This is a genomic window from Streptomyces sp. JLYT201, assembly GCF_059448825.1.
The window spans coordinates 4,064,145-4,084,432 of sequence record NZ_CM182551.1; the positions used below are offsets into that span (position 1 = coordinate 4,064,145).

At 73.7% G+C, this 20,288-nt stretch carries 13 protein-coding genes and 1 riboswitch; of the genes, 6 read left to right on the top strand and 7 right to left on the bottom strand.

The genetic code is table 11. The features are described from left to right. Window positions 1–54: 54 nt before the first annotated feature. Window positions 55–1,185 carry a helix-turn-helix domain-containing protein gene (locus tag AC5WAM_RS16380; RefSeq protein ID WP_495523009.1) on the top strand — a complete coding sequence of 377 codons (1,131 nt, stop codon included), beginning with the start codon at window positions 55–57 and terminating at the stop codon, window positions 1,183–1,185. A 69-nt stretch (window positions 1,186–1,254) separates the two neighbouring features. Here the strand turns inward: AC5WAM_RS16380 and sucD are convergent, their stop codons facing one another. From sucD to AC5WAM_RS16405, 5 genes are all read right to left on the bottom strand, one after another. After that, complete coding sequence (sucD, locus tag AC5WAM_RS16385) at window positions 1,255–2,139, bottom strand: succinate--CoA ligase subunit alpha (protein ID WP_138961382.1); 885 nt, start codon at window positions 2,137–2,139, stop codon at window positions 1,255–1,257. 21 nt (window positions 2,140–2,160) lie between these two features. Next, window positions 2,161–3,339, bottom strand: coding sequence for an ADP-forming succinate--CoA ligase subunit beta (gene sucC / locus AC5WAM_RS16390; protein WP_138961381.1), 1,179 nt, complete (start codon window positions 3,337–3,339; stop codon window positions 2,161–2,163). A gap of 431 nt (window positions 3,340–3,770) precedes the next feature. Next, window positions 3,771–4,976, bottom strand: coding sequence for a VWA domain-containing protein (locus AC5WAM_RS16395; RefSeq protein ID WP_495523597.1), 1,206 nt, complete (start codon window positions 4,974–4,976; stop codon window positions 3,771–3,773). A 259-nt stretch (window positions 4,977–5,235) separates the two neighbouring features. Continuing rightward, complete coding sequence (locus AC5WAM_RS16400) at window positions 5,236–7,791, bottom strand: DUF5682 family protein (protein ID WP_495523010.1); 2,556 nt, start codon at window positions 7,789–7,791, stop codon at window positions 5,236–5,238. After that, the gene (locus tag AC5WAM_RS16405; RefSeq protein ID WP_366789200.1) at window positions 7,788–8,951 is read right to left on the bottom strand and encodes an ATP-binding protein; all 1,164 of its coding nucleotides are present in this window, start codon (window positions 8,949–8,951) and stop codon (window positions 7,788–7,790) included. Before AC5WAM_RS16405 ends, AC5WAM_RS16400 begins: the two co-directional genes overlap by 4 nt. 202 nt (window positions 8,952–9,153) lie before the next feature. On the opposite strand from AC5WAM_RS16405, the gene AC5WAM_RS16410 reads away from it, so the two are divergent. Continuing rightward, window positions 9,154–10,599 carry an SWIM zinc finger family protein gene (locus AC5WAM_RS16410; RefSeq protein ID WP_495523011.1) on the top strand — a complete coding sequence of 482 codons (1,446 nt, stop codon included), beginning with the start codon at window positions 9,154–9,156 and terminating at the stop codon, window positions 10,597–10,599. A 38-nt stretch (window positions 10,600–10,637) separates the two neighbouring features. After that, window positions 10,638–12,374 (top strand): DUF5691 domain-containing protein, encoded by a 1,737-nt coding sequence (locus AC5WAM_RS16415; RefSeq protein ID WP_495523012.1) that lies wholly within the window; start codon window positions 10,638–10,640, stop codon window positions 12,372–12,374. A gap of 152 nt (window positions 12,375–12,526) precedes the next feature. On the opposite strand, the gene icmB is transcribed toward AC5WAM_RS16415, so the two are convergent. After that, a complete protein-coding gene (gene icmB / locus AC5WAM_RS16420; RefSeq protein WP_138961378.1) occupies window positions 12,527–12,943 on the bottom strand; it encodes a coenzyme B12-dependent isobutyryl CoA mutase small subunit in 417 nt (138 codons plus the stop codon). A 390-nt stretch (window positions 12,944–13,333) separates the two neighbouring features. Here icmB and AC5WAM_RS16425 point away from each other — a divergent pair, with 390 nt between their 5' ends. Further along, window positions 13,334–14,185, top strand: a complete 852-nt coding sequence (locus tag AC5WAM_RS16425) for an esterase/lipase family protein (protein WP_495523013.1) — start codon at window positions 13,334–13,336, stop codon at window positions 14,183–14,185. A gap of 222 nt (window positions 14,186–14,407) precedes the next feature. Beyond that, on the top strand, window positions 14,408–15,970 hold the full coding sequence (locus tag AC5WAM_RS16430; protein WP_495523014.1) for a M23 family metallopeptidase: 1,563 nt from the start codon (window positions 14,408–14,410) through the stop codon (window positions 15,968–15,970). Window positions 15,971–16,032: 62 nt separating this feature from the next. Here AC5WAM_RS16430 and pcrA read toward each other — a convergent pair whose 3' ends face one another. Next, entirely contained in the window at window positions 16,033–18,495 is a 2,463-nt protein-coding gene (gene pcrA, locus AC5WAM_RS16435) for a DNA helicase PcrA (protein WP_495523015.1), read from the bottom strand. 293 nt (window positions 18,496–18,788) lie between these two features. Next, window positions 18,789–18,944, top strand: a riboswitch (cyclic di-AMP (ydaO/yuaA leader). Window positions 18,945–18,952: 8 nt separating this feature from the next. On the opposite strand from pcrA, the gene AC5WAM_RS16440 reads away from it, so the two are divergent. Next, entirely contained in the window at window positions 18,953–20,245 is a 1,293-nt protein-coding gene (locus AC5WAM_RS16440; RefSeq protein WP_495523016.1) for a C40 family peptidase, read from the top strand. The last annotated feature ends 43 nt before the right edge of the window (window positions 20,246–20,288 follow it).

Consider the following 20,288-nt stretch of genomic DNA (forward strand, 5'->3'; position numbering starts at 1 on the left):
ATGTGTCGCCCAAGATACGTTTATGTTCTTTTTCGTACGGCGGGACGGCGAGCCATGACCCAGAGCCCGGCCTCCCCCAAGCTCGCGGCCTCGCCCGAGCAGGGGGGACCCCCTTCGCTGCCGCCCCCCGAGGAACGCCGCAGGCTGCGCGAGACGAAGCCGCTGAGCCAGGCCCAGCTCGCCGCCCTCGTGGGCGTCACCCGCGAGACCGTCCGCTCCTGGGAGTCCGGCCGCACCGAGCCGCGCGGCAGCAGACGCGCGGCCTACGCGAAGCTCCTGGAATCCCTCGCGGAAGCGGCGGCCCCGCCCCCCGACGCCCCGACTCCCGATGCCCCGGCCCCCGCTCCGCCCCTCGACGAGCAGGCCGAACCCGCGCCCCCGGCCACCGCCGAAGAGGCCTTCGACGCCCTCTGCGCCCGTACGGCCCCGGCCCTGCTCCGCCAGACCTACGCCCTCACCGGCCACCGCGCCCTCGCCACCGAGTCCGTGGAGCGCGCCTTCCAGCTCGCCTGGCAGCGCTGGCCCGAGGTCGCCGTGGACCGCGACCCGGCGGGCTGGGTCCGCGCGGCCGCCCACGAGTACGCGCTGTCCCCCTGGCACCGCTTCCGCCCCGGCCTGCGGCACCCGGACACGCCGCCCGCCGACGCGTCCGACCGCGCCGTCCTCGACGCCCTGCTCGGCCTGCCGCCCGCGCAGCGCCGCACCCTGATGCTCTACGACGGCGTCGGGCTCGACCTGCCCGAGACCGCCGCCGAGACGGAGGCCAGCACCCCGACCGCGGCGGGCCGGCTGCTCAGCGCCCGCGGGACGGTGGCCGCGCACCTGCCCGGCCTCGACCTCGCCGACCGGCCCGAGGACCTGGCCGAGCGGCTGACCGCGCTGGGCGGCGCGGAGCGCCTCGTCGTCCCGCGCCCCGCCCGCGTCCGTACCGCGAGCGAACGCCGCGCCCGGCTGTGGACCCGCGCCGCCATCGCCTTCACCGCGCTGATCGTCACCGCCACCGCCCTGACCCTGCGCACGGCCCCCACCCGCTACGAGCCGCCCGTGCCCTCCGGCAAGGCCATCAGCGGCGTCCCGCCGCGCATGGGCCCGGGCCCGCTGACCCCCGAGGACGAGACCCTCAAGCAGAAGCTGCGGTCGGCGCCCCACCCCGGCCCGGAGCGCCTCACCCCGGAGGCGTCCTAGCCCCGGGAGCACAGAAGCGGGCCCGCACCCCCGTCAGGGGTGCGGGCCCGCTTCTGTGGACCGTGGAGGTCAGCCGGCCAGGATCGCCCGGGCCAGCTTCGCCGTCTCGGTGGGGGTCTTGCCGACCTTCACCCCGGCGGCCTCGAGGGCCTCCTTCTTCGCGGCGGCCGTGCCGGAGGAGCCGGAGACGATGGCGCCGGCGTGGCCCATCGTCTTGCCCTCGGGCGCGGTGAAGCCCGCGACGTAGCCGACGACCGGCTTGGTCACGTTGGCCTTGATGTAGTCCGCCGCGCGCTCCTCGGCGTCGCCGCCGATCTCACCGATCATCACGATCAGGTCGGTGTCGGGGTCGGCCTCGAACGCGGCCAGGGCGTCGATGTGCGTCGTACCGATGACCGGGTCGCCACCGATGCCGACGGCCGACGAGAAGCCGATGTCCCGCAGCTCGTACATCATCTGGTACGTGAGCGTGCCGGACTTCGAGACCAGGCCGATGCGGCCCGGCTTCGTGATGTCGCCCGGGATGATGCCCGCGTTCGACTGGCCGGGGGTGATCAGACCCGGGCAGTTCGGGCCGATGAGCCGCGTCTTGTTGCCCTTCTCCACGGCGTACGCGTAGAACGCGGCGGAGTCGTGGACGGCGATGCCCTCGGTGATGACGACCGCGAGCGGGATCTCGGCGTCGATGGCCTCGACGACGGCGGCCTTGGCGAAGGCCGGCGGCACGAAGAGGACGGAGACGTTGGCGCCCGTCTTCTCCATCGCCTCGGCGACGGTGCCGAAGACCGGGATCTCGGTGCCGTCGATGTCGACCGTGGTGCCCGCCTTGCGCGGGTTCACGCCGCCGACGACGTTCGTGCCGTCACCCAGCATGAGCTTGGTGTGCTTCATGCCCGTGGCACCGGTCATGCCCTGGACGATGACCTTGGAGTCCTTGTTGAGGAAGATAGCCATGGCTGTTTGGTCCCTCGTCCCTTACTTCGCAGCCGCGAGCTCGGCGGCCTTGTCGGCCGCGCCGTCCATGGTGTCCACGCGCTGCACCAGCGGGTGGTTGGCGTCGGAGAGGATCTTGCGACCCAGCTCGGCGTTGTTGCCGTCGAGGCGGACGACGAGCGGCTTCTCGACCTTCTCGCCCTTCTCCTCGAGGAGCGCGAGCGCCTGGACGATGCCGTTGGCGACCTCGTCACAGGCGGTGATGCCGCCGAAGACGTTGACGAAGACGGACTTGACGGCCGGGTCGCCGAGGATGATCTCCAGGCCGTTCGCCATCACCTGGGCGGAGGCGCCGCCACCGATGTCCAGGAAGTTGGCGGGCTTGACGCCGCCGTGGTTCTCACCGGCGTAGGCGACGACGTCGAGGGTCGACATGACCAGACCCGCGCCGTTGCCGATGATGCCGACCTCGCCGTCGAGCTTGACGTAGTTGAGGTCCTTGGCCTTGGCGGCAGCCTCGAGCGGGTCGGCTGCCTCCTTGTCCTCAAGGGCCTCGTGCTCCGGCTGGCGGAAGTCGGCGTTGGCGTCCAGGGACACCTTGCCGTCCAGGGCCAGGATGTCGCCGGAGGCGACCTTGGCCAGCGGGTTGACCTCGACGAGGAGGGCGTCCTCCTTGACGAAGGTGTCCCACAGCGTCACCAGGACGTCGGCGACCTTGTCCGCGACCTCGGCCGGGAACTTGGCGGCCTCGACGATCTCCCGCGCCTTCTCCGGGGTCACGCCCTTGTTGGCGTCGATCGGGGTCTTGGCGACGGCCTCCGGGCGGGTGGCCGCCACCTCCTCGATGTCCATGCCGCCCTCGACGGAGGCGATGGAGAGGAAGGTGCGGTTGGTGCGGTCCAGGAGGAAGGAGACGTAGTACTCCTCCACGATCTCCGGGGCCGTCTCGGCGATCATCACCTTGTGGACCGTGTGGCCCTTGATGTCCATGCCGAGGATGTCCGTGGCGCGAGCGACGGCCTCGTCCGGCGTCGCCGCCAGCTTCACGCCGCCGGCCTTGCCGCGGCCGCCCACCTTCACCTGCGCCTTCACTACCGACTTGCCGCCAAGGCGCTCAGTCGCCGCGCGCGCCGCCTCAGGCGTGTCGATGACTTCACCGGCCAGCACCGGTACACCGTGCTTGGCGAAGAGGTCCCTCGCCTGGTACTCGAACAGGTCCACGCGCGTCCGTCCCTTTTCAGTGATCTCGCGCCGCTGTCGCTAGCGGCTTCAGTCTCTGCGTGCTCTGCGTGGGCGTGCCGCGAAGGGCAACGTGACTGCGCTGTCACAAGGGAGGCGTAGCCGAAGAGTCCGGTACGCGGCATGTCCGTCTCGCAGGTTATCGCCGTGGGACGTGCGTCCCTAAATCGCAGATCACATTTGCGCGGTGATGACGGTCACAGATCGTGCCCGGCGTGGTAGGCGGGCGGGCCGCGAGCGGCCCCTCGGCGCGGCCCCTCACGGCCTCCGGGCCCGGGCGGGCCCCGCCGGTGACGCTCCCGACGGACCCCGCCCGTTCGCTCCCGCGACCAGCCGCCGCACGGCGCGCCGCCCTCGCGAGGGCCCGGACACCGCCGCTCGCCGTCCCGCCCGCGAACAGCCGCACGACCCCGTTACCGACGAGTACTGCTCCGGTCCGGTACGGGCAGCGGTCGGCGCTCGATCGCCGCGGCCATCACGTCGGGGAAGTGGTCGGGGGTGCAGGCGAACGCCGGCGCGCCGAGGGCGGCGAGCGCGGCCGCGTGGTCGTGGTCGTACGCGGGCGCCCCCTCGTCGGACAGCGCGAGCAGCGTCACGAACTGCACGCCGGAGGCCTTCATGGCCGCGACCCGCTTCAGCATCTCGTTCCGTATCCCGCCCTCGTACAGGTCCGAGATCAGGACCACGACCGTGTCGGCCGGGCGGGCTATCCGGGACTGGCAGTACGCGAGCGCCCGGTTGATGTCGGTGCCGCCGCCGAGCTGGGTGCCGAAGAGCACCTCCACGGGGTCGTCGAGCTGGTCCGTCAGATCGACCACGCTGGTGTCGAACACCACGAGCCGCGTGCTGATCGACCGCATGGACGCGAGGACCGCGCCGAACACCGAGGCGTAGACGACGGACGCCGCCATCGAACCCGACTGGTCGATGCAGAGGATGACGTCCTTCTTCACCGCCTGTGAGGCCCGCCCGTACCCGACGAGCCGCTCGGGGACCACGGTCCTGTACTCGGGCAGGTAGTTCTTGAGGTTGGCCGCGATGGTGCGGTTCCAGTCGATGTCGTGATGGCGCGGCCTGCGCACCCGCGCGCTGCGGTCGAGCGCGCCGGTGAGCGTGGCCCGGGCACGGGTGGCGAGCCGCTTCTCCAGGTCCTCGACGACCTTCCGCACGACCGCTCGCGCGGTGGCCTTCGTCTCCTCCGGCATCGCGTGGTTCAGCGAGAGCAGCGTGCCGACCAGATGGACGTCCGCGTCCACCGCCTCCAGCATCTCCGGCTCCAGGAGCAGCGCGGACAGGCCGAGGCGGTCGATCGCGTCGCGCTGCATGACCTGCACGACGGACGACGGGAAGTACGTCCGGATGTCACCGAGCCAGCGCGCCACCGCGGGCGCCGACGCCCCGAGCCCCGCCGAACGCCCCTGCCCCCGGTCCTTCTTCCGTCCCCCGCCCCCGTACAACGACGACAGCGCCCCGTCCATCGCGACGTCCCGCCCCGCCAACGCACACCCCGTCCCGTCCGCCCCACCCCCGCCCAGCACAAGCCGCCACCGCCGCAACCGCTCACCCTCCGTACCACCGCCCACGCCCTCACCACCGCCCGTTTCCTCCGTGGCTTCCATGACGTCCATGCCCTCCGTGGCCTCAGCGTCATCCGTGGCCCGCACGACTTCCGCGCCACCTGCTCGCGCCGTGTCCTCCGCGCCATCCGCGACCTGCACGGCCGCCACCTCGCCCGCGCTCTCCATGACCTCCATCGCTTCCGTGCCTTTCACGCCGTCCACGCCCTCCGTGGCCTCCTCGACCGCCGCGCCACTCGTGACTTCCACAGGCCCAGCGCCCCCCGCGGCCCCCGCGGGGGCGTGGCCTCCGCAGGGGTCATCAGGCCGCCCCCACAAGGCCGTTGTCCCGTACGGCCGTGGCGCGGCCGCTGCCGGAGCCGCTGCCTCGGCCGTCGCCCCGGCCGCCGCCCCAGCCCGTGTCACCGTCACCGTCGTCCGCGCTTGCGTACACGTCGCCACCGCCCTTGAGTCGATCGTCCGCGTCCCCGAACCCGTCTCCACCCAGCCCCAACAGCAGCCCCACCACCGGCAGGACCGCGTCAGCCCGCTCCCGGTCCAGCTCCTGGGCGAACCCGGGCACCCCGGCGGCGGCCGCCGCGGAAGTGCCCCGGCCGGGCCCCCGCCGCACCAGCTCGCCCAGCGTGCGCCGCACCCCCTCCTCGTACGCGGAGAAGGTCCGCCGCAGCAGCGGCAGGACGTCGACGAATGCCTCGGCCGACACTCCCGTGAGCCACTGGTCGACGAGCCCGAGCAGCCGCTCGTCGTGCACGAGCAGCATTCCGCCGCCCGCGCCCCCGCCGACGAAGCCCTCGATCCACGCGGCCGCCTCACCGGGCTCGCTCCCCCGGGACAGGGCGAGTCCCATCAACCGCGCGGCCTCCCCCTCCGGCAGCGCCCCGTCATCCATCAACAACCGAGCACACCGCCCCCGGACGACCCCCACGACCCGCTCCCCACCAGCGAGCCCCCGCAACACCCCAAGCCACCGCGCACGCACACCGGCCCCCGCCGGGGGCGCCTCAGCTCCCGCTGTGGGCGGCCGGGCCCCCGGGCCGGAAGGGCGGGCGCGGCCTCCGCCGCCCGGCACCGCGTCCGCGGGGCCCGGCTCAGGCGCGGCCGAAGCCGCCAGCGACCCCAGCAGCCCCACGGCCCCGTGCACCGCGTCCACGCGCCCCCGCATCCCCTCGGCCGCCTCCGCGTCGAGCCCCACACAGGCCGACGGCAGCCCCACGCACACCCGCTCCACGAGCCCGAGGGCCACCTCTCCCAGCGCCCCGGTGTCCGTGCCCCGCACGTCCCCGTACCGCAGCGACCGCACCAGCGCGGGCAACGCCTCCGCCAGGTGCCCCACGTCCGCGTCCAGGGCCGCCCGGTCGGCGAGCACGCGCATCGCCACCGGCAGGGCCGACGGCAGCTCGGCCAGCAGGCACCGCTCCGCCAGAGCGGTGACGTCGGCGAGGGTCTCCGCGCCCACCGCGTCCGCCTCCGCCTTGGCGGTCGCGGCGCCCGCCACGGTCGTGCCCCACACCCCCGCCTCGGCGACCCGCACCGACAGCTCCGGCTCCCACCGCAGCCGCCAGGTCTCCCGGAACGTCCCGGTGCTGCCGCGCGACCGCACCGGCTCGCCCCAGTCGACGCCGAGCAGCCGCAGCCGGTGCAGCAGCCTGCTGCGCGCCGCGTCGGTCTCCTTGCGCAGGTCGAGCTCCACCTCCCGCTCCAGCGCCTCCGGCCTGAGCCGCAGCTTGCGCTGGAGGCGGCTGAGGTCCCGCTGCAGGGGCACGGCCGGGGCGGACTCCGGCACCTCGCCGAGCACGTCGCCGACGACGAGCCGGTCGTGCACCAGGGCGAGCGGCACGTCCGAGCCGTCGCACATCACGGCCCGTACCGCGTCGGTCGTCTCGGCGAGCCCGGCCAGCGGCCGCCCGCGCATCGCGGCGAGCGTGCCGGCGAGCCGCACCGCCTCGATGACGTGGGCGGACGACACGATCCTGCCCTCTTCCCTGAGCAGTCCCGCGACCTTGGTCAGCCAGCGCTCGACGGGCCGGTCGGGCGCGCCGAACAGATGGCCGTACCAGCCGGGCGAGTCGATGCCCGCGCCGTACCCGCTCCTGCGGGCCAGGCGGCGGTGCGTCCAGGGCACCCACGTCATGTCGACCTTGACCTTCGGCAGGCCCTTGAGCAGCGCCCGGTCCGCGGCCACGGTCGTCCGGTGCCGCAGCGCGGGCACATGCCACGCCCCGCAGACCACGGCGACGCCCTCCGCCCCGAACTCCCGCTGTGCCGACCGCACTTGCAGCCGCATGTACGCCTCGCGCAGCAGGTCCCGGGGCTCGCCGCCGCTGCCCGGTGTCTCGCGCAGCGCCCCCATGGCCTCGCCGAGCGCCTCGAACGGAGCGAACGGGTCGGCGCCAGCACCGCGGTGCTCGACGACGTCCTCCCACCAGCGCTCCGGGTCGTCGTACCCCGCGGCGTCGGCGAGCGTGCCGAGGGGGTCCCCCCTGCCGGGAACCGGCCCGCCCGGCTCCTCATCGCGGTGCGCGAGCGTGTGGGCGGCCGGGAGGTCCATGAACCGCACCGGCACTTCCCGCCGCACGGCCCACTGGATCGCCACCCACTCCGGCGAGAACTCCGCGAGCGGCCAGAACGCCGACCGGCCCGGCTCGTCCACCACGTGCGCGAGCAGTGCCACCGGCGGCCGCATGTCCTCGTCCGCGGCCAGCCGTACGAGGTCGTCGGCCTCCGGCGGGCCCTCGATCAGGACCACGCCCGGCGCCGCCGCGTCGAGCGCGGCCCCCACCGCGCGCGCGGAGCCGGGGCCGTGGTGCCGCACCCCGAGCAGCAGCGGCCCGCCGGCCCGTGCCGTGGCGGTGCTCACGCGCTCACCTCGCGGCACGCGCGGTAGAAGTCCTTCCACCCGTCGCGCTCGCGCACGACCGCTTCCAGGTACTCCTGCCAGACCACCGCGTCCGCCGCCGGGTCCCGTACGACCGCGCCGAGGATGCCCGCGGCGACGTCACCGGGGCGCAGCACGCCGTCTCCGAAGTGCGCGGCGAGCGCGAGGCCGTTGGTGACCACGGAGATCGCCTCGGCCGTCGAGAGCGTGCCGCTCGGCGACTTCACCTTCGTACGGCCGTCCGCCGTGACGCCGTCGCGCAGCTCGCGGAAGACGGTGACGACGCGGCGGATCTCGTCGATGCCGTCGGGCGCGGCGGGCAGGTCGAGGGAGCGCCCGATCTGGTCGACGCGGCGCGCGACGATGTCGACCTCGGCGTCGGCGCTCTCCGGCAGCGGAAGCACCACCGTGTTGAAGCGGCGTCGCAGCGCGCTGGACAGGTCGTTGACCCCGCGGTCGCGGTCGTTCGCCGTGGCGATCAGGTTGAAGCCGCGGACGGCCTGCACCTCCTCGCCCAACTCCGGTATGGGCAGGGTCTTCTCCGACAGGATCGTGATCAGCGTGTCCTGGACGTCCGCGGGGATGCGGGTCAGCTCCTCGACCCGGGCCGTCATGCCCTCGGCCATGGCGCGCATGACGGGGCTGGGCACGAGCGCGTCGCGGCTGGGGCCGTGGGCGAGCAGCCGGGCGTAGTTCCACCCGTAGCGAATGGCTTCCTCGGGCGTGCCCGCCGTGCCCTGCACCAGGAGCGTCGAGTCGCCGCTGACCGCCGCGGCGAGGTGCTCGGACACCCAGGTCTTCGCGGTGCCGGGCACGCCGAGCAGCAGCAGGGCGCGGTCGGTGGCGAGCGTGGTGACGGCGACCTCGACGATGCGGCGCGGGCCCACGTACTTGGGCGTGATGACGGTTCCGTCCGGCAGCGTGCCGCCCTGCAGATACGTGGCCACGGCCCAGGGCGAGAGCCGCCAGCGGGCCGGGCGCGGCCGGTCGTCCTGCGCGGCGAGCGCCGCGAGTTCGGCGGCGAAGGCGTCCTCGGCGTGCGGCCGCAGCTCCTGCGTCGCACGCTCCCCGCCGCCCTCCGCGGGCCTCGCGGGCGTGGCGGACGTGGCGCGTCCGCCGGTCGGTTCCACGGAAACGGTCATGGTGGTCCCCCCTCGAGCTCGGGCATGCGCGAGCCACCCGAAGCGCGCATGCGTCGGCAACGACGCGGCCTCGCCGACGGCTCGGCCGCGATGTGGTTCCACGGTGCACCACGCCACTGACAATCGACCCCCGCACGCCTGTGACCTGCACGGTTGTCGCCATCGCGGCTGATTGTCAGTGGCGGGACCTACCGTCGACGACATGACTCAGCAGGGGGTGCGCTGGACGGCGGACCAGGTGCTGGCACTGGCACCTGACGCATCGTCACGCAAGGCGGGAAGCAGGCTCGGCGGCGCCGGGCCGTGGTCGCAGACGGGCAGTTCGGGCGAGGGGGCGGTGTGGGGACTGTGCAAGGGCAGCGGCAGCAAGCCGTACCGGACGGTGATAGACGTGGCGGACGCGGCGGGCCCCGCGTACAAGTGCAGCTGCCCGAGCCGCAAGTTCCCCTGCAAGCACGCGCTCGGCCTGCTGCTGCTCTGGGCGGGCCCGGGCGGCACGGCGAGCCCTGAGAGCTCGGCGGACGCGGTGCAGGACGGCGCCCCGCCGCCGGACTGGGCGCGGCAGTGGCTGGACTCGCGGCGCGCGAGAGCGGAGACGAAGCGGAGTCCGAGCGCGGCGCCGGAGCGGACGGCCGCCGACCCGGAGGCGGCGCGCAAGCGGGCGGAGCGCCGGGCCGAGCGCGTGACGGCGGGCGCGACCGAGCTGGAGCGCCGCCTGGCCGACCTGCTGCGCGGCGGCCTGGCCACCGCCGAGCAGTCGGGGTACGGCCTGTGGGAGGAGACGGCCGCCCGCATGGTCGACGCCCAGGCCCCGGGACTGGCCGCGCGGGTGCGGGAGTTGGGTGCCATACCCTCCTCCGGATCCGGCTGGCCCGCCCGGCTCCTGGAGGAGTGCGCCCTGCTGCACCTGCTGGCCTCGGGCTGGCTGCACCGCGACCGGCTGCCCGCCCCGCTGGCGGCCACGGTCCGCTCCCGCGTCGGCCTGCCCGCGCCGGCCCGGGGCGCGCCGGTCCGGGACGTGTGGCAGGTCCTCGCGCAGTACGACACGGCGGACAGCAAGCTCACCACGCGCCGCGTGTGGGTGTACGGCGAGCGGTCCGGGCGCACGGCCCTGCTCCTGTCGTACGGGGCTGCGGGCCGCGCCCCCGCCCTCAGCCTGCCGGTCGGCCTGGCCCTGGACGCCGAGCTGGTTCCGTACGCGGCCGATCCGGCGGCACAGGGGCTCCGCGCCGACCTGGGCGAGCAGTTCAGCGCCCCGGCCCCCGCCACGGGCCGCCCGCCGGGCCTGACCCCGGCAGCGGCGACGGCCCGCTACGGCGAGGCGCTGCGCGACGACCCATGGGTGGACGCGTGGCCGACGACCCTGGCCCGGGTGATACCGGTCCCGGCCCACGCCTCTGCCTCCGACTCCAGCACCGGCTTTGGCTCCGGCTCCGGCTCCGGCTCCGGTGCGGAATGGCAACTGGCCGACGCGGACGGCGACTCGGCCCTGCCCATCTCCCCGTCCGCCGCGTCCCGCTCCGGCCTCTGGCGCCTGGTCGCCCTCTCCGGAGGCGCCCCGCTCACCGTCTTCGGCGAATGCGGCCACCAGGGCTTCACCCCGCTGGCGGCCTGGGCGGACGGCTCGACGGAGACCGTACGGCTGTGAACGGAGACCGTACGGCTGTGACAGGAGAGGGAGCGAAGATGACGACACCCGCCACGCGCGCGCGGACGACGCGCGCGCCCCGTACGGAGCCGACCGCCCCGCGACCCCCCGCACCCGCGGCGGAGACCCGGCCCGGCTCCTCCCGCCCGCAGACACCGGCCGACCCGCTCCCCGCCCGAGCGGCGGCGGCCTTCACCCGCATCCCTTGGGAAGAGCTCGTCACGACGGCGCTCCTGGGCACGGACCGGCGCACCCCGCCCCTGGACGCGCCCGGCAAGGAGGCCCCCGTCGCCCTCCTGGACGCGGCGGCCGTCCAGACGGTGCACCGCAGGGCGGGCCTGCGCCCCGCGCCCGCCGCCGCGCGCCCCGAGCCCGCTCCCGAGGACCCCCGGCCCGTCGTGCCGCCCGCGGCCCGGCGCCGCCTCGCGAGCCTGCTCGCCGACCATCCGACGGCGGGCGGCGGCCGCCGGGGCACCGCGCCCGACCTGATGGAACTGCTGCCCCAGTGGCTGACCCTGGCCATCGACCGAGGTTTCGCCGCCCCGCCGGAGCTGCTGCCCGCGCTGTTGACGGCGGCCCGCGGCCGCACCGACCTGCGCCCCCAGGCCCTGGCCTTCGCGGGCCCGCGCGCCCGGTGGCTCGCGGGGCTCAACCCGGACTGGAAGTTCGCGCTGCGCGCCGCCCCGCACCGCGCCGCGGCCACCGGCGCACAAGGCCGGGCGGAAATCGAACGCCGCTGGCAGGAGGGCCTGTTCGCGGAGCGCGTCGCACTCCTCACCACCCTCCGGGACCACGACCCCACCGCCGCGCGCGAGCTCCTGGCCGACACCTGGACCACGGAGCGGGCCGAGGACCGGCTGATGTTCCTCGACTCGCTGCGCACGGGCCTGGGCCCGGCCGACGAGCCGTTCCTGGAGCAGGCCCTAGCCGACCGCAGCCGCAACGTCCGCGCGACGGCCGCCGAGCTCCTGTCCGCCCTGCCGGCCTCGGCGCTCGCCGCCCGCATGGCCGACCGCGCCTCCTCCTGCGTGGCGCTCGACCGCACCGCGAGCACCCCGACGCTCACCGTGGAGGCCCCGCACGAGTGCGACGCGGGCATGGAGCGCGACGGGGTCGCCCCCAAACCGCCCGCGGGCCGGGGCGAGCGCTCCTGGTGGCTCGGCCAGCTGGTGGAGGCCGCACCCCTCGCGACCTGGCAGCACAGACTCGGCGGCCGCGCCCCGGCCGACATCGTGGCGCTCCCCGTCGCGGACGACTGGCGCGGCGAGCTGCACGCCGCGTGGTGCCGGGCCGCCGTCCGCCAGCGCGACGCGATCTGGTCACGGGCGCTGCTGGGCGCCCCGTCGGCGCCCGACGCGGCGGGCCCGGGCGCGGTGTCCCTGGCGGAGCGCGCCAAGCTCCTGGCCGCCCTGCCCGCGCCCGAGCGGGCCACGTGGGTGGCGGGCTTCATCGACGCGCACGGCCTGTCCGAGGCCTTCCAACTGCTCGGCGGGTGCGCCGTGCCCTGGGCCCCCGACCTCGGCCGCGCGGTGGTGGACGCGCTGAACATCGCGCGCGACGCGGGCAGTTACCCCTGGAGCTTCAGCGGCGTCATGGGGCTGGCGGAGCGCTGCCTCGACCCGGCCGAGGCCGTGCGGCTCGACGCCCTCACCGCCGTGCCGGACGAGCGCGAGGACGCCGCGCCCGGCGCCGGAGGCTACTGGTCGGAGGCCTTCCAGCGTCTGGTCACCACCCTGCGCCTGCGCGCGGAGATGCGGGAGGAACTCACCCCTTGAAGCACGTCCCCACCCGGCCCGGGGCCCGGGAAGCCCGGCCCAGAGGAGCCGCCCGGCCCAGGGAAGCCCGGCCCAGGGAAGCCCGGCCCGAAGAAGCCGCCCGGCCCGGAGAGGCCCTCAGGGCCCGGCCCCACGGAGCGCCGCGCGCCGGTCTACGCCTCGGTGGGCTGCCGCACGTTCGCCCGGACCCACTCCACGATCGCCGTGGTCGTCGCCCCGGGCGTGAAGATCTCCGCGACGCCCATCTCCTTGAGCGGCGGGATGTCCTCCTCGGGGATGATGCCGCCGCCGAAGACCTGGATGTCCGCCGCGTCGCGTTCCTTCAGGAGCTCGATGACGCGGGCGAACAGCGTCATGTGCGCCCCGGACAGGATGGACAGGCCGATCGCGTCGGCGTCCTCCTGGATGGCCGTGTCGACGACCTGCTCGGGCGTCTGGTGCAGGCCGGTGTAGATGACCTCCATGCCGGCGTCGCGCAGCGCCCGCGCGATCACCTTGGCCCCGCGATCGTGGCCGTCGAGGCCCGGCTTGGCGACCACCACGCGGATCGGACCGGCTCCCACACCCATCACTGCCTCCATGTACCGACGTCCATGTACGGAAATACCGCTGTCCCAGCACGGATACCCCGCGCCGCACCGGCCGGGTAGGTGAACGAACGTTATCTCCAGCATCCCGCAGCACGCAGTTTCGTGGTGGAGAGGGAGGGGGAAATCACACGGTGGGACACGTTCGCTGCGCGCCGTCCCCGTTTCACGGGGCGAGAGCCGGGGGCCGCGCGAGGGGAGCCGCCGCGAGGCCGCCGCCGCGCCCCCGTGCCGTCAGCCGCACGGCACGGGGGCGGCGGGGCTTCGTCCGTGGTGCGACGCATCGTGGTTCGTCATGCCTCGGTCACGGCTTCCCATGAGAGGCACACGGGGGACAAGGGTGTCTGCCCATGTGCCGACCGGGAGGTCGACATGACGGTCACCAGGATCCACCCCTTTCGCCTCTGCGCCGCGCTGCTGCCCGCGCGCCTGGCGGGACTCCCCTTCGCCCTGCTGAAGGCGACAGCCCTGGAGCTCGCGATCCTCGCCGGGCACCTGCTGCTGTACCCCTCGGGCATCGTCCAGGAGCGGCGCCCGGCGCCGCAGCCACCGCCGCCCGACGCCCCGCGGCTGCCGGACCGCGACAAACCCCCGGTCCTGCTCCTGCACGGCTTCATCGACAACCGCTCCGTCTTCGTCCTGCTGCGCCGCAGCCTCGCCCAGCACGGCAGGCAGCACCTCGAATCCCTCAACTACTCGCCGCTGACCTGCGACATCCGCCAGGCCGCCGAGCTGCTCGGCCGCCACGTGGCGGAGATCTGCGAGCGCACGGGACACGAGCGCGTGGACATCGTCGGCCACAGCCTCGGCGGCCTCATCGCCCGCTACTACACGCAGCGGCTCGGCGGCGACGCCCGCGTCCGCACGCTGGTCACGCTCGGCACCCCGCACACGGGCACCCGCGTCGTGCCGCTCGCGGACGCGCACCCGATCGTCCGCCAGATGCGGCCGGGCTCGGACGTCATCGAGGAGCTGCGGGAGCCCGCGCCGGGCTGCCGTACGCAGTTCGTGAGCTTCTGGAGCGAGCTGGACCAGGTGATGGACCCGGTCGAGACGGCCTGCGTCGACCACCCCGACCTGAGCGCGCAGAACGTCCGCGTCTCCGGCATCGGGCACCTCGCCCTGCCGGTGCACCCCGCCGTCGCCTCGGCGATCCGGCAGGCGCTCGACCTCGCGGCCCCGGCCGCCGACACCCCGGCGTCGACCGACGGACTGACGGCCTGACGGTCCCAGAGCCGCACGCCGCGAAGGCCCCTGACCTCGAATGACCTCGAACATTCCTCGAACGCAAGGCCAAGCCTGTGCCCACAGTCCGCCGAAAGGCGGCCGAATGCCCGTTTCCTGCGAACGCGGAACCTGCCGAAGATTGTCGCGCCCGCATACCGCCGGGTACAGTCGCGGCACTGCGCTGCCAGCCCCCATGCTGTCGAGGCGAAAGAGAAGTTGGTGAACGACCGTCACCCGCCGGGGACCCCCACTCCGGCCCCGGCACCCGACGCCGACTACGCTCCCTACGGTTCCTACGACCAGAGCGCGCAGCACGTCGGCTACGGGTACGACGGCTACGCCACCGGCACCTTCGCCGCCACCGGGTTCAACGCCCCAGGTGGCTATGACGGCACGGGCGTCTTCGACACTTCCGGCTCCGGATTCGCGGTCGGCGGAGGCTTCCCCTCCGACCCGCTCTTCGGCGAGCTCCCCGGCCAGGCCTACGACACCGGCCAGTGGGCCACCACGGGCCGCCAGCCCCTGGGTCACGACGGGTTCAGCGCCCCGCAGGGCCTCTCCCCGTACGACACGGGCAGCCACGACACCACGGGCATGTGGGACACCGGCGGGTATCAGCAGCTCGCGGACATCCCGTCACAGCCGGGCCCCGACGCCACCGCCACCTGGGACGTCGGCACCTGGGCCGACGCCCAGCAGACCGGCCAGTGGGCCACCCAGGTCTTCGACACCGGCGCGTACGACGCCACCGCCTGGAACGCGGACGGCGGCCACGAGCCGTACGGCGCGACACCCGAGACGTACGGCGCCGAGGCCACGGACGGGACCGCCGCGGCAGCCCCCGACGCGGGCGACGCCTACGAGAACGGCGACTCCCTGTCCGACGGGTACGGCCAACCGGCCACCGGCGAGCACGAGTTCACGGCCGACGACACGCCCGGCGACGCACCCGGCGGCATCGAAGCGGATGCGAACCTCGGCGAGCACGCCCCCGCCGAGCGCCCTCGCTCCGCGCGCGCCGCCGCCCCGCGCACCCGCACCCGGTCGCGCCGCTCCCCCGCCAAGCGTTCCGCGCTGCTCACCGTCGCCGTGCCGTCGGCATGTGTGATGGGCGTCGCGGGAGTGGCCGCCGCCTCGGTGGGCGGCCTCAGCGGAGGCGACGACGACACCAAGGAGACGCGGGCGGCCTCCGCCCCGGACACCGCGTCCGTGCAGCCGTCCGCCGCGAACAACAAGCTCGACACCCAGCTGGCCAACCTCTCGGCCGACGCGGGCGACTTCGCCGACCGCGCGAGCCGTACGCAGGAACGTATTGACCTCAAGGCCGCCAAGGACGCCGCGCACAGGAAGGCGGTCGCCGAGGCCGCGCGCAAGGAGCGGCTGCGCCCGAAGTTCGCGCTCCCCGTCGCCCAGCACGGCCTGAGCGCGTACTACGGCCAGGCGGGCATCAACTGGATGTCGCAGCACTCCGGCATCGACTTCCCGGTGTCGTACGGCACGCCCGTGATGGCCGCGACCGACGGAGTCGTCTCCACGAAGTGGAACAGCGCCTACGGAAACATGGCGATCGTGACCGCCAAGGACGGCACGGAGACGTGGTACTGCCACCTCTCCACGCACAAGATCTCCAACGGCCCCGTGAAGGCGGGCGACACCATCGCCTTCTCCGGGAACTCCGGCAACTCCACCGGCCCCCATCTGCACTTCGAGGTGCGCCCCGGCGGCGGCTCGGCGATAGACCCCCTGCCGTGGCTGCGCAGCCACGGCCTGGACCCGACGTAGGCGGACGCGAGCACCGCCGCCCTCTTCGTGGAGGCGGCCGGGACCCCTCCACGAAGAGTCGCTCAGAGCTTCTCGACCGGCGCGTACCGCAGCAGCAGGCGCTTCGGCTTCTCCCCGCCGAAGTCCACCGTCGCCTCGGCGTTCGCCCCACTGCCCTTCACACCGACCACCGTGCCGAGGCCGAACTGGTCGTGCGTGACGCGGTCGCCCACGGCGAGCGAGACCACCGGCTTCTCCGCCGCCCGGCGCGTGGCAAAGCCCTGCGCGCCCCCCGCGCGCGAGCGCGACGACGACAGCGAGGACGCCACTCCCCCGGCGGGCCCCGACGAGGCGGGTGCGCCGACGGAACCCGTCCGCTTCCACTCCAGGTGAGCCGCCGGGATCTCCTCCAGGAAGCGCGACGGCGGGTTGTACGAAGGCTGGCCCCAGGCGCTGCGCATCGAGGACCGCGTGAGGTAGAGCCGCTCCCGCGCGCGCGTGATGCCGACGTACGCGAGGCGGCGCTCCTCCTCCAGCTCCTTGGTCTGGCCGAGGGCGCGCATGTGCGGGAACACGCCGTCCTCCATGCCCGTCAGGAACACGACGGGGAATTCGAGGCCCTTGGCGGTGTGCAGCGTCATCAGCGTGATGACGCCCGAGCCGTCGTCCTCCTCGTCGGGGATCTGGTCGGAGTCGGCGACGAGCGCCACCCGCTCCAGGAAGTCGGACAGCGACCCCGCTTCGCCCTCCTGGCGCTCCTGCTCGAACTCCAGGGCCACGGCGGCCAGTTCCTGGAGGTTCTCGATGCGCGTCTCGTCCTGCGGGTCCGTGGAGGACTGCAACTCGGCCAGGTACCCGGTCCGTTCGAGCACAGCCTCCAGGACGACCGCCGGGCCCGCGCCCGACTCGACGACGGTGCGCAGCTCCTCCATGAGGGCGTTGAACCGCTTGACGGCGTTCACCGAGCGGGCCGCCATGCCGTACGCCTCGTCCACGCGGCGCAGGGCCTGCGGGAAGGAGATCTTCTCGCGCTGCGCGAGCGCGTCGATCATGGCTTCGGCGCGGTCGCCGATGCCGCGCTTCGGCACGTTCAGAATGCGGCGCATCGGTACGCCGTCCTCCGGGTTGGCGAGGACCCGCAGGTAGGCCAGGACGTCGCGGACTTCCTTGCGCTCGTAGAAGCGGACGCCGCCGACGACCTTGTAGGGCAGGCCGACGCGGATGAAGATCTCTTCGAAGACACGCGACTGCGCGTTCGTCCGGTAGAAGATCGCCACGTCGCCGGCCTTCGCGTCGCCCGCGTCCGTGAGGCGGTCGATCTCGTCGGCGACGAACTGCGCCTCGTCGTGCTCGGTGTCGGCGACGTAGCCGGTGATGCCGGCGCCCGCGCCCGCGTTCGTCCACAGGTTCTTGGGGCGGCGGCTCTCGTTGCGCTCGATGACCGCGTTGGCGGCGCTGAGGATCGTCTGCGTGGAGCGGTAGTTCTGCTCCAGGAGGATCGTGGTGGCGTCCGCGTAGTCCTCCTCGAACTGGAGGATGTTGCGGATCGTGGCGCCGCGGAAGGCGTAGATGGACTGGTCGGCGTCACCGACCACGCACAGCTCGCCGGGCGCCTCGCCTTCCTCGCCCTCCGCCGGAGCGGGGCCGACCAGCTCGCGCACCAGCGCGTACTGCGCGTGGTTCGTGTCCTGGTACTCGTCGACCATGACGTGCCGGAAGCGGCGGCGGTAGTGCTCGGCGACGTCCGGGAAGGCGCGCAGGAGGTGCACCGTCGTCATGATCAGGTCGTCGAAGTCCAGGGCGTTGGCCTCGCGGAGGCGCGACTGGTACATCGCGTACGCCTGGGCGAGGGTCTTCTCGAAGCCGTCGGCGGCCTGGGCGGCGAAGTCCTCCTCGTCGATCAGCTCGTTCTTCAGGTTCGAGATCTTGGCGCTGAAGGACTTCGGCGGGAACTTCTTCGGATCCAGGTCCAGGTCCCGGCAGACCAGGGCCATCAGGCGCTTGGAGTCCGCGGCGTCGTAGATCGAGAACGAGGACGTGAAGCCCAGCTTCTTGTACTCGCGGCGCAGGATGCGCACGCACGCGCTGTGGAACGTCGACACCCACATCGCGCCCGCGCGCGGGCCGACGAGCTGCTCGACGCGCTCCTTCATCTCGCCCGCGGCCTTGTTCGTGAACGTGATCGCGAGGATCTGGCCGGGGTGCACCCCGCGCTCGGCGAGCAGGTACGCGATGCGGTGGGTCAGTACGCGGGTCTTGCCGGAGCCCGCGCCCGCGACGATGAGCAGGGGGGATCCCGCGTGCACGACGGCCGCGCGCTGATTCTCGTTCAGCCCGTCGAGGAGCGCCGCCGGGTCGAGGGCCGGACGGGGGGCGCCGTCCCGGTAGTACCCGTCCCGGGGTGCGGGCGCGTCGAACTTCCCGTCGAACAGGTCGTCCGGAATCGGCTCCGGAGCGCTGTCCTCGGGCGGCGGCGGGGGCTCCTCCTCAGCGCCCTGCGAGGGCTTGAGGTCCGCCAGGAAGCTGTCGTCAAAGAGGCTGCTCATCGCCTCCCGAGTCTAGGCGGCCCCACTGACAAACCACCCCGGGTTCCGGCCACCACCGCGGCCGCCCGGCGCCGTCCACGGGGTGCCACCGGACGGTCACGCCGGGCCACGCCGCAGGTGAGCCGCGTCGCGGCGGCGCCGGGGAGGGCACGGGGGTGCGGAAAGTCACGAAAACGTATCGGGCATATCGAACATCAATCTTCCCCCGCGCCACAGGAGTTGGCTAGCGTGCTCCGCGGGCCGCACGTCCCCCCAAACCGGCGAACCACGCCGGGCCGCGCGGCCTCCGCCGAGTCCGACGCGCGCCGATCCCGACGTGTCCGGAGCCGGGGACCCACCATGATCCTGGGGTGAATCCGTCCCGCTGCGCCTCGCACGGGCCGGTAGGGCAGCCCTTCCGAACCGCCCGAACCCGACAGCTAACCCGGTAGGCGGTCCACGGAAGGAGTCGCCTCCCTTGGCGTCGCACCGCAAGCCGCGCACCCGCTCCCCCCTGGCACGCAGCGCCCCCGCACTCGGCATCACGACGGCCGCGCTGACCTCCGTAGCGCTCTTGTCACAGAGCGCGAACGCGGCACCGTCCGCCCCCGCGAAGCCCACCAGGCCCGCCGAACCGAGTCTCGAAGAGGTGCAGAAGAAGGTCGACGACCTCTACCACCAGGCGGGCGTGGCCACCCAGAAGTACAACTCGGCCAAGGAACGCACCGACAAGCAGCGCAAGCACGTCGACAAGCTCCTGGACGACGTCGCCGAGCGCACGGACGACCTGAACGAGGCCCGTCGGCAGCTCGGCTCCTTCGCGGCCGCCCAGTACCGCACCGGCGCCGTCTCCGAGACCGCCGCCCTGATGCTCGCCGACGACCCGAAGGGCTTCTTCGACCAGAACCACCTCGCGGACCGGCTCACCCACCGCCAGAAGAAGGCCGTCGACGACTACCAGACCCAGCAGGTGGCGGCCACCAAGCAGCGCGCGAAGGCCGCGAAGAGCCTGAAGACGCTCAGTGACTCCCGTGACGAGCTGAAGGCGAGCAAGCGGACCGTCCAGAGCAAGCTCGGCGAGGCCCGCACCCTCCTGTCGAAGCTGACCGCCGAGGAGAAGGCGCGGCTCGCCGCGATCGAGAAGCGGAAGGAGGAGGCGGCTCGGCGCAAGGCCGCCGAGCTGGCGCGCGAGCAGGCGGAGGAGGAGCGCAAGCGGAAGGCCGAGGAGGCCCGGAAGGAGCGGGAGCAGGGCTCCGGCGGCGGCTCGGGGACGGGAGCCGGGTCGGGCGCCGACACCGGGTCCGGCACCGGCACCGGCACCGGCACCGGCTCGGGATCGGGCACGGGATCCGACTCTGATTCCGGTTCGGGTTCCGGTTCTGGTTCGGGTTCGGGTTCCGGGAACACGGACGGCGGGTACGCCGCGAAGGCCGAGAAGGTGATCGGCTTCGCCGAGAAGCAGATCGGCAAGCCCTACGTATGGGGCGCCACGGGCCCCGGCTCCTACGACTGCTCCGGGCTCACGCAGGCCGCGTGGAAGACCGCCGGAATCTCGCTGCCCCGCACCACCTGGGACCAGGTGAAGGTCGGCACGACGGTGTCCACGTCCAGCGCCAAACGCGGTGACCTGGTCTTCTTCTACGACGACATCAGCCACGTAGGGATCTACATAGGCAACGGCAAGATGATCCACGCCCCCAAGCCGGGCGCGAACGTACGCGTCGAGTCGATCTACTACATGCCGATCCACAGCGTGGTCCGGCCCGCCTGACCCGTCTCCGTAGGAGGGCGACACGTTTTCGGCCCTCTCCGTA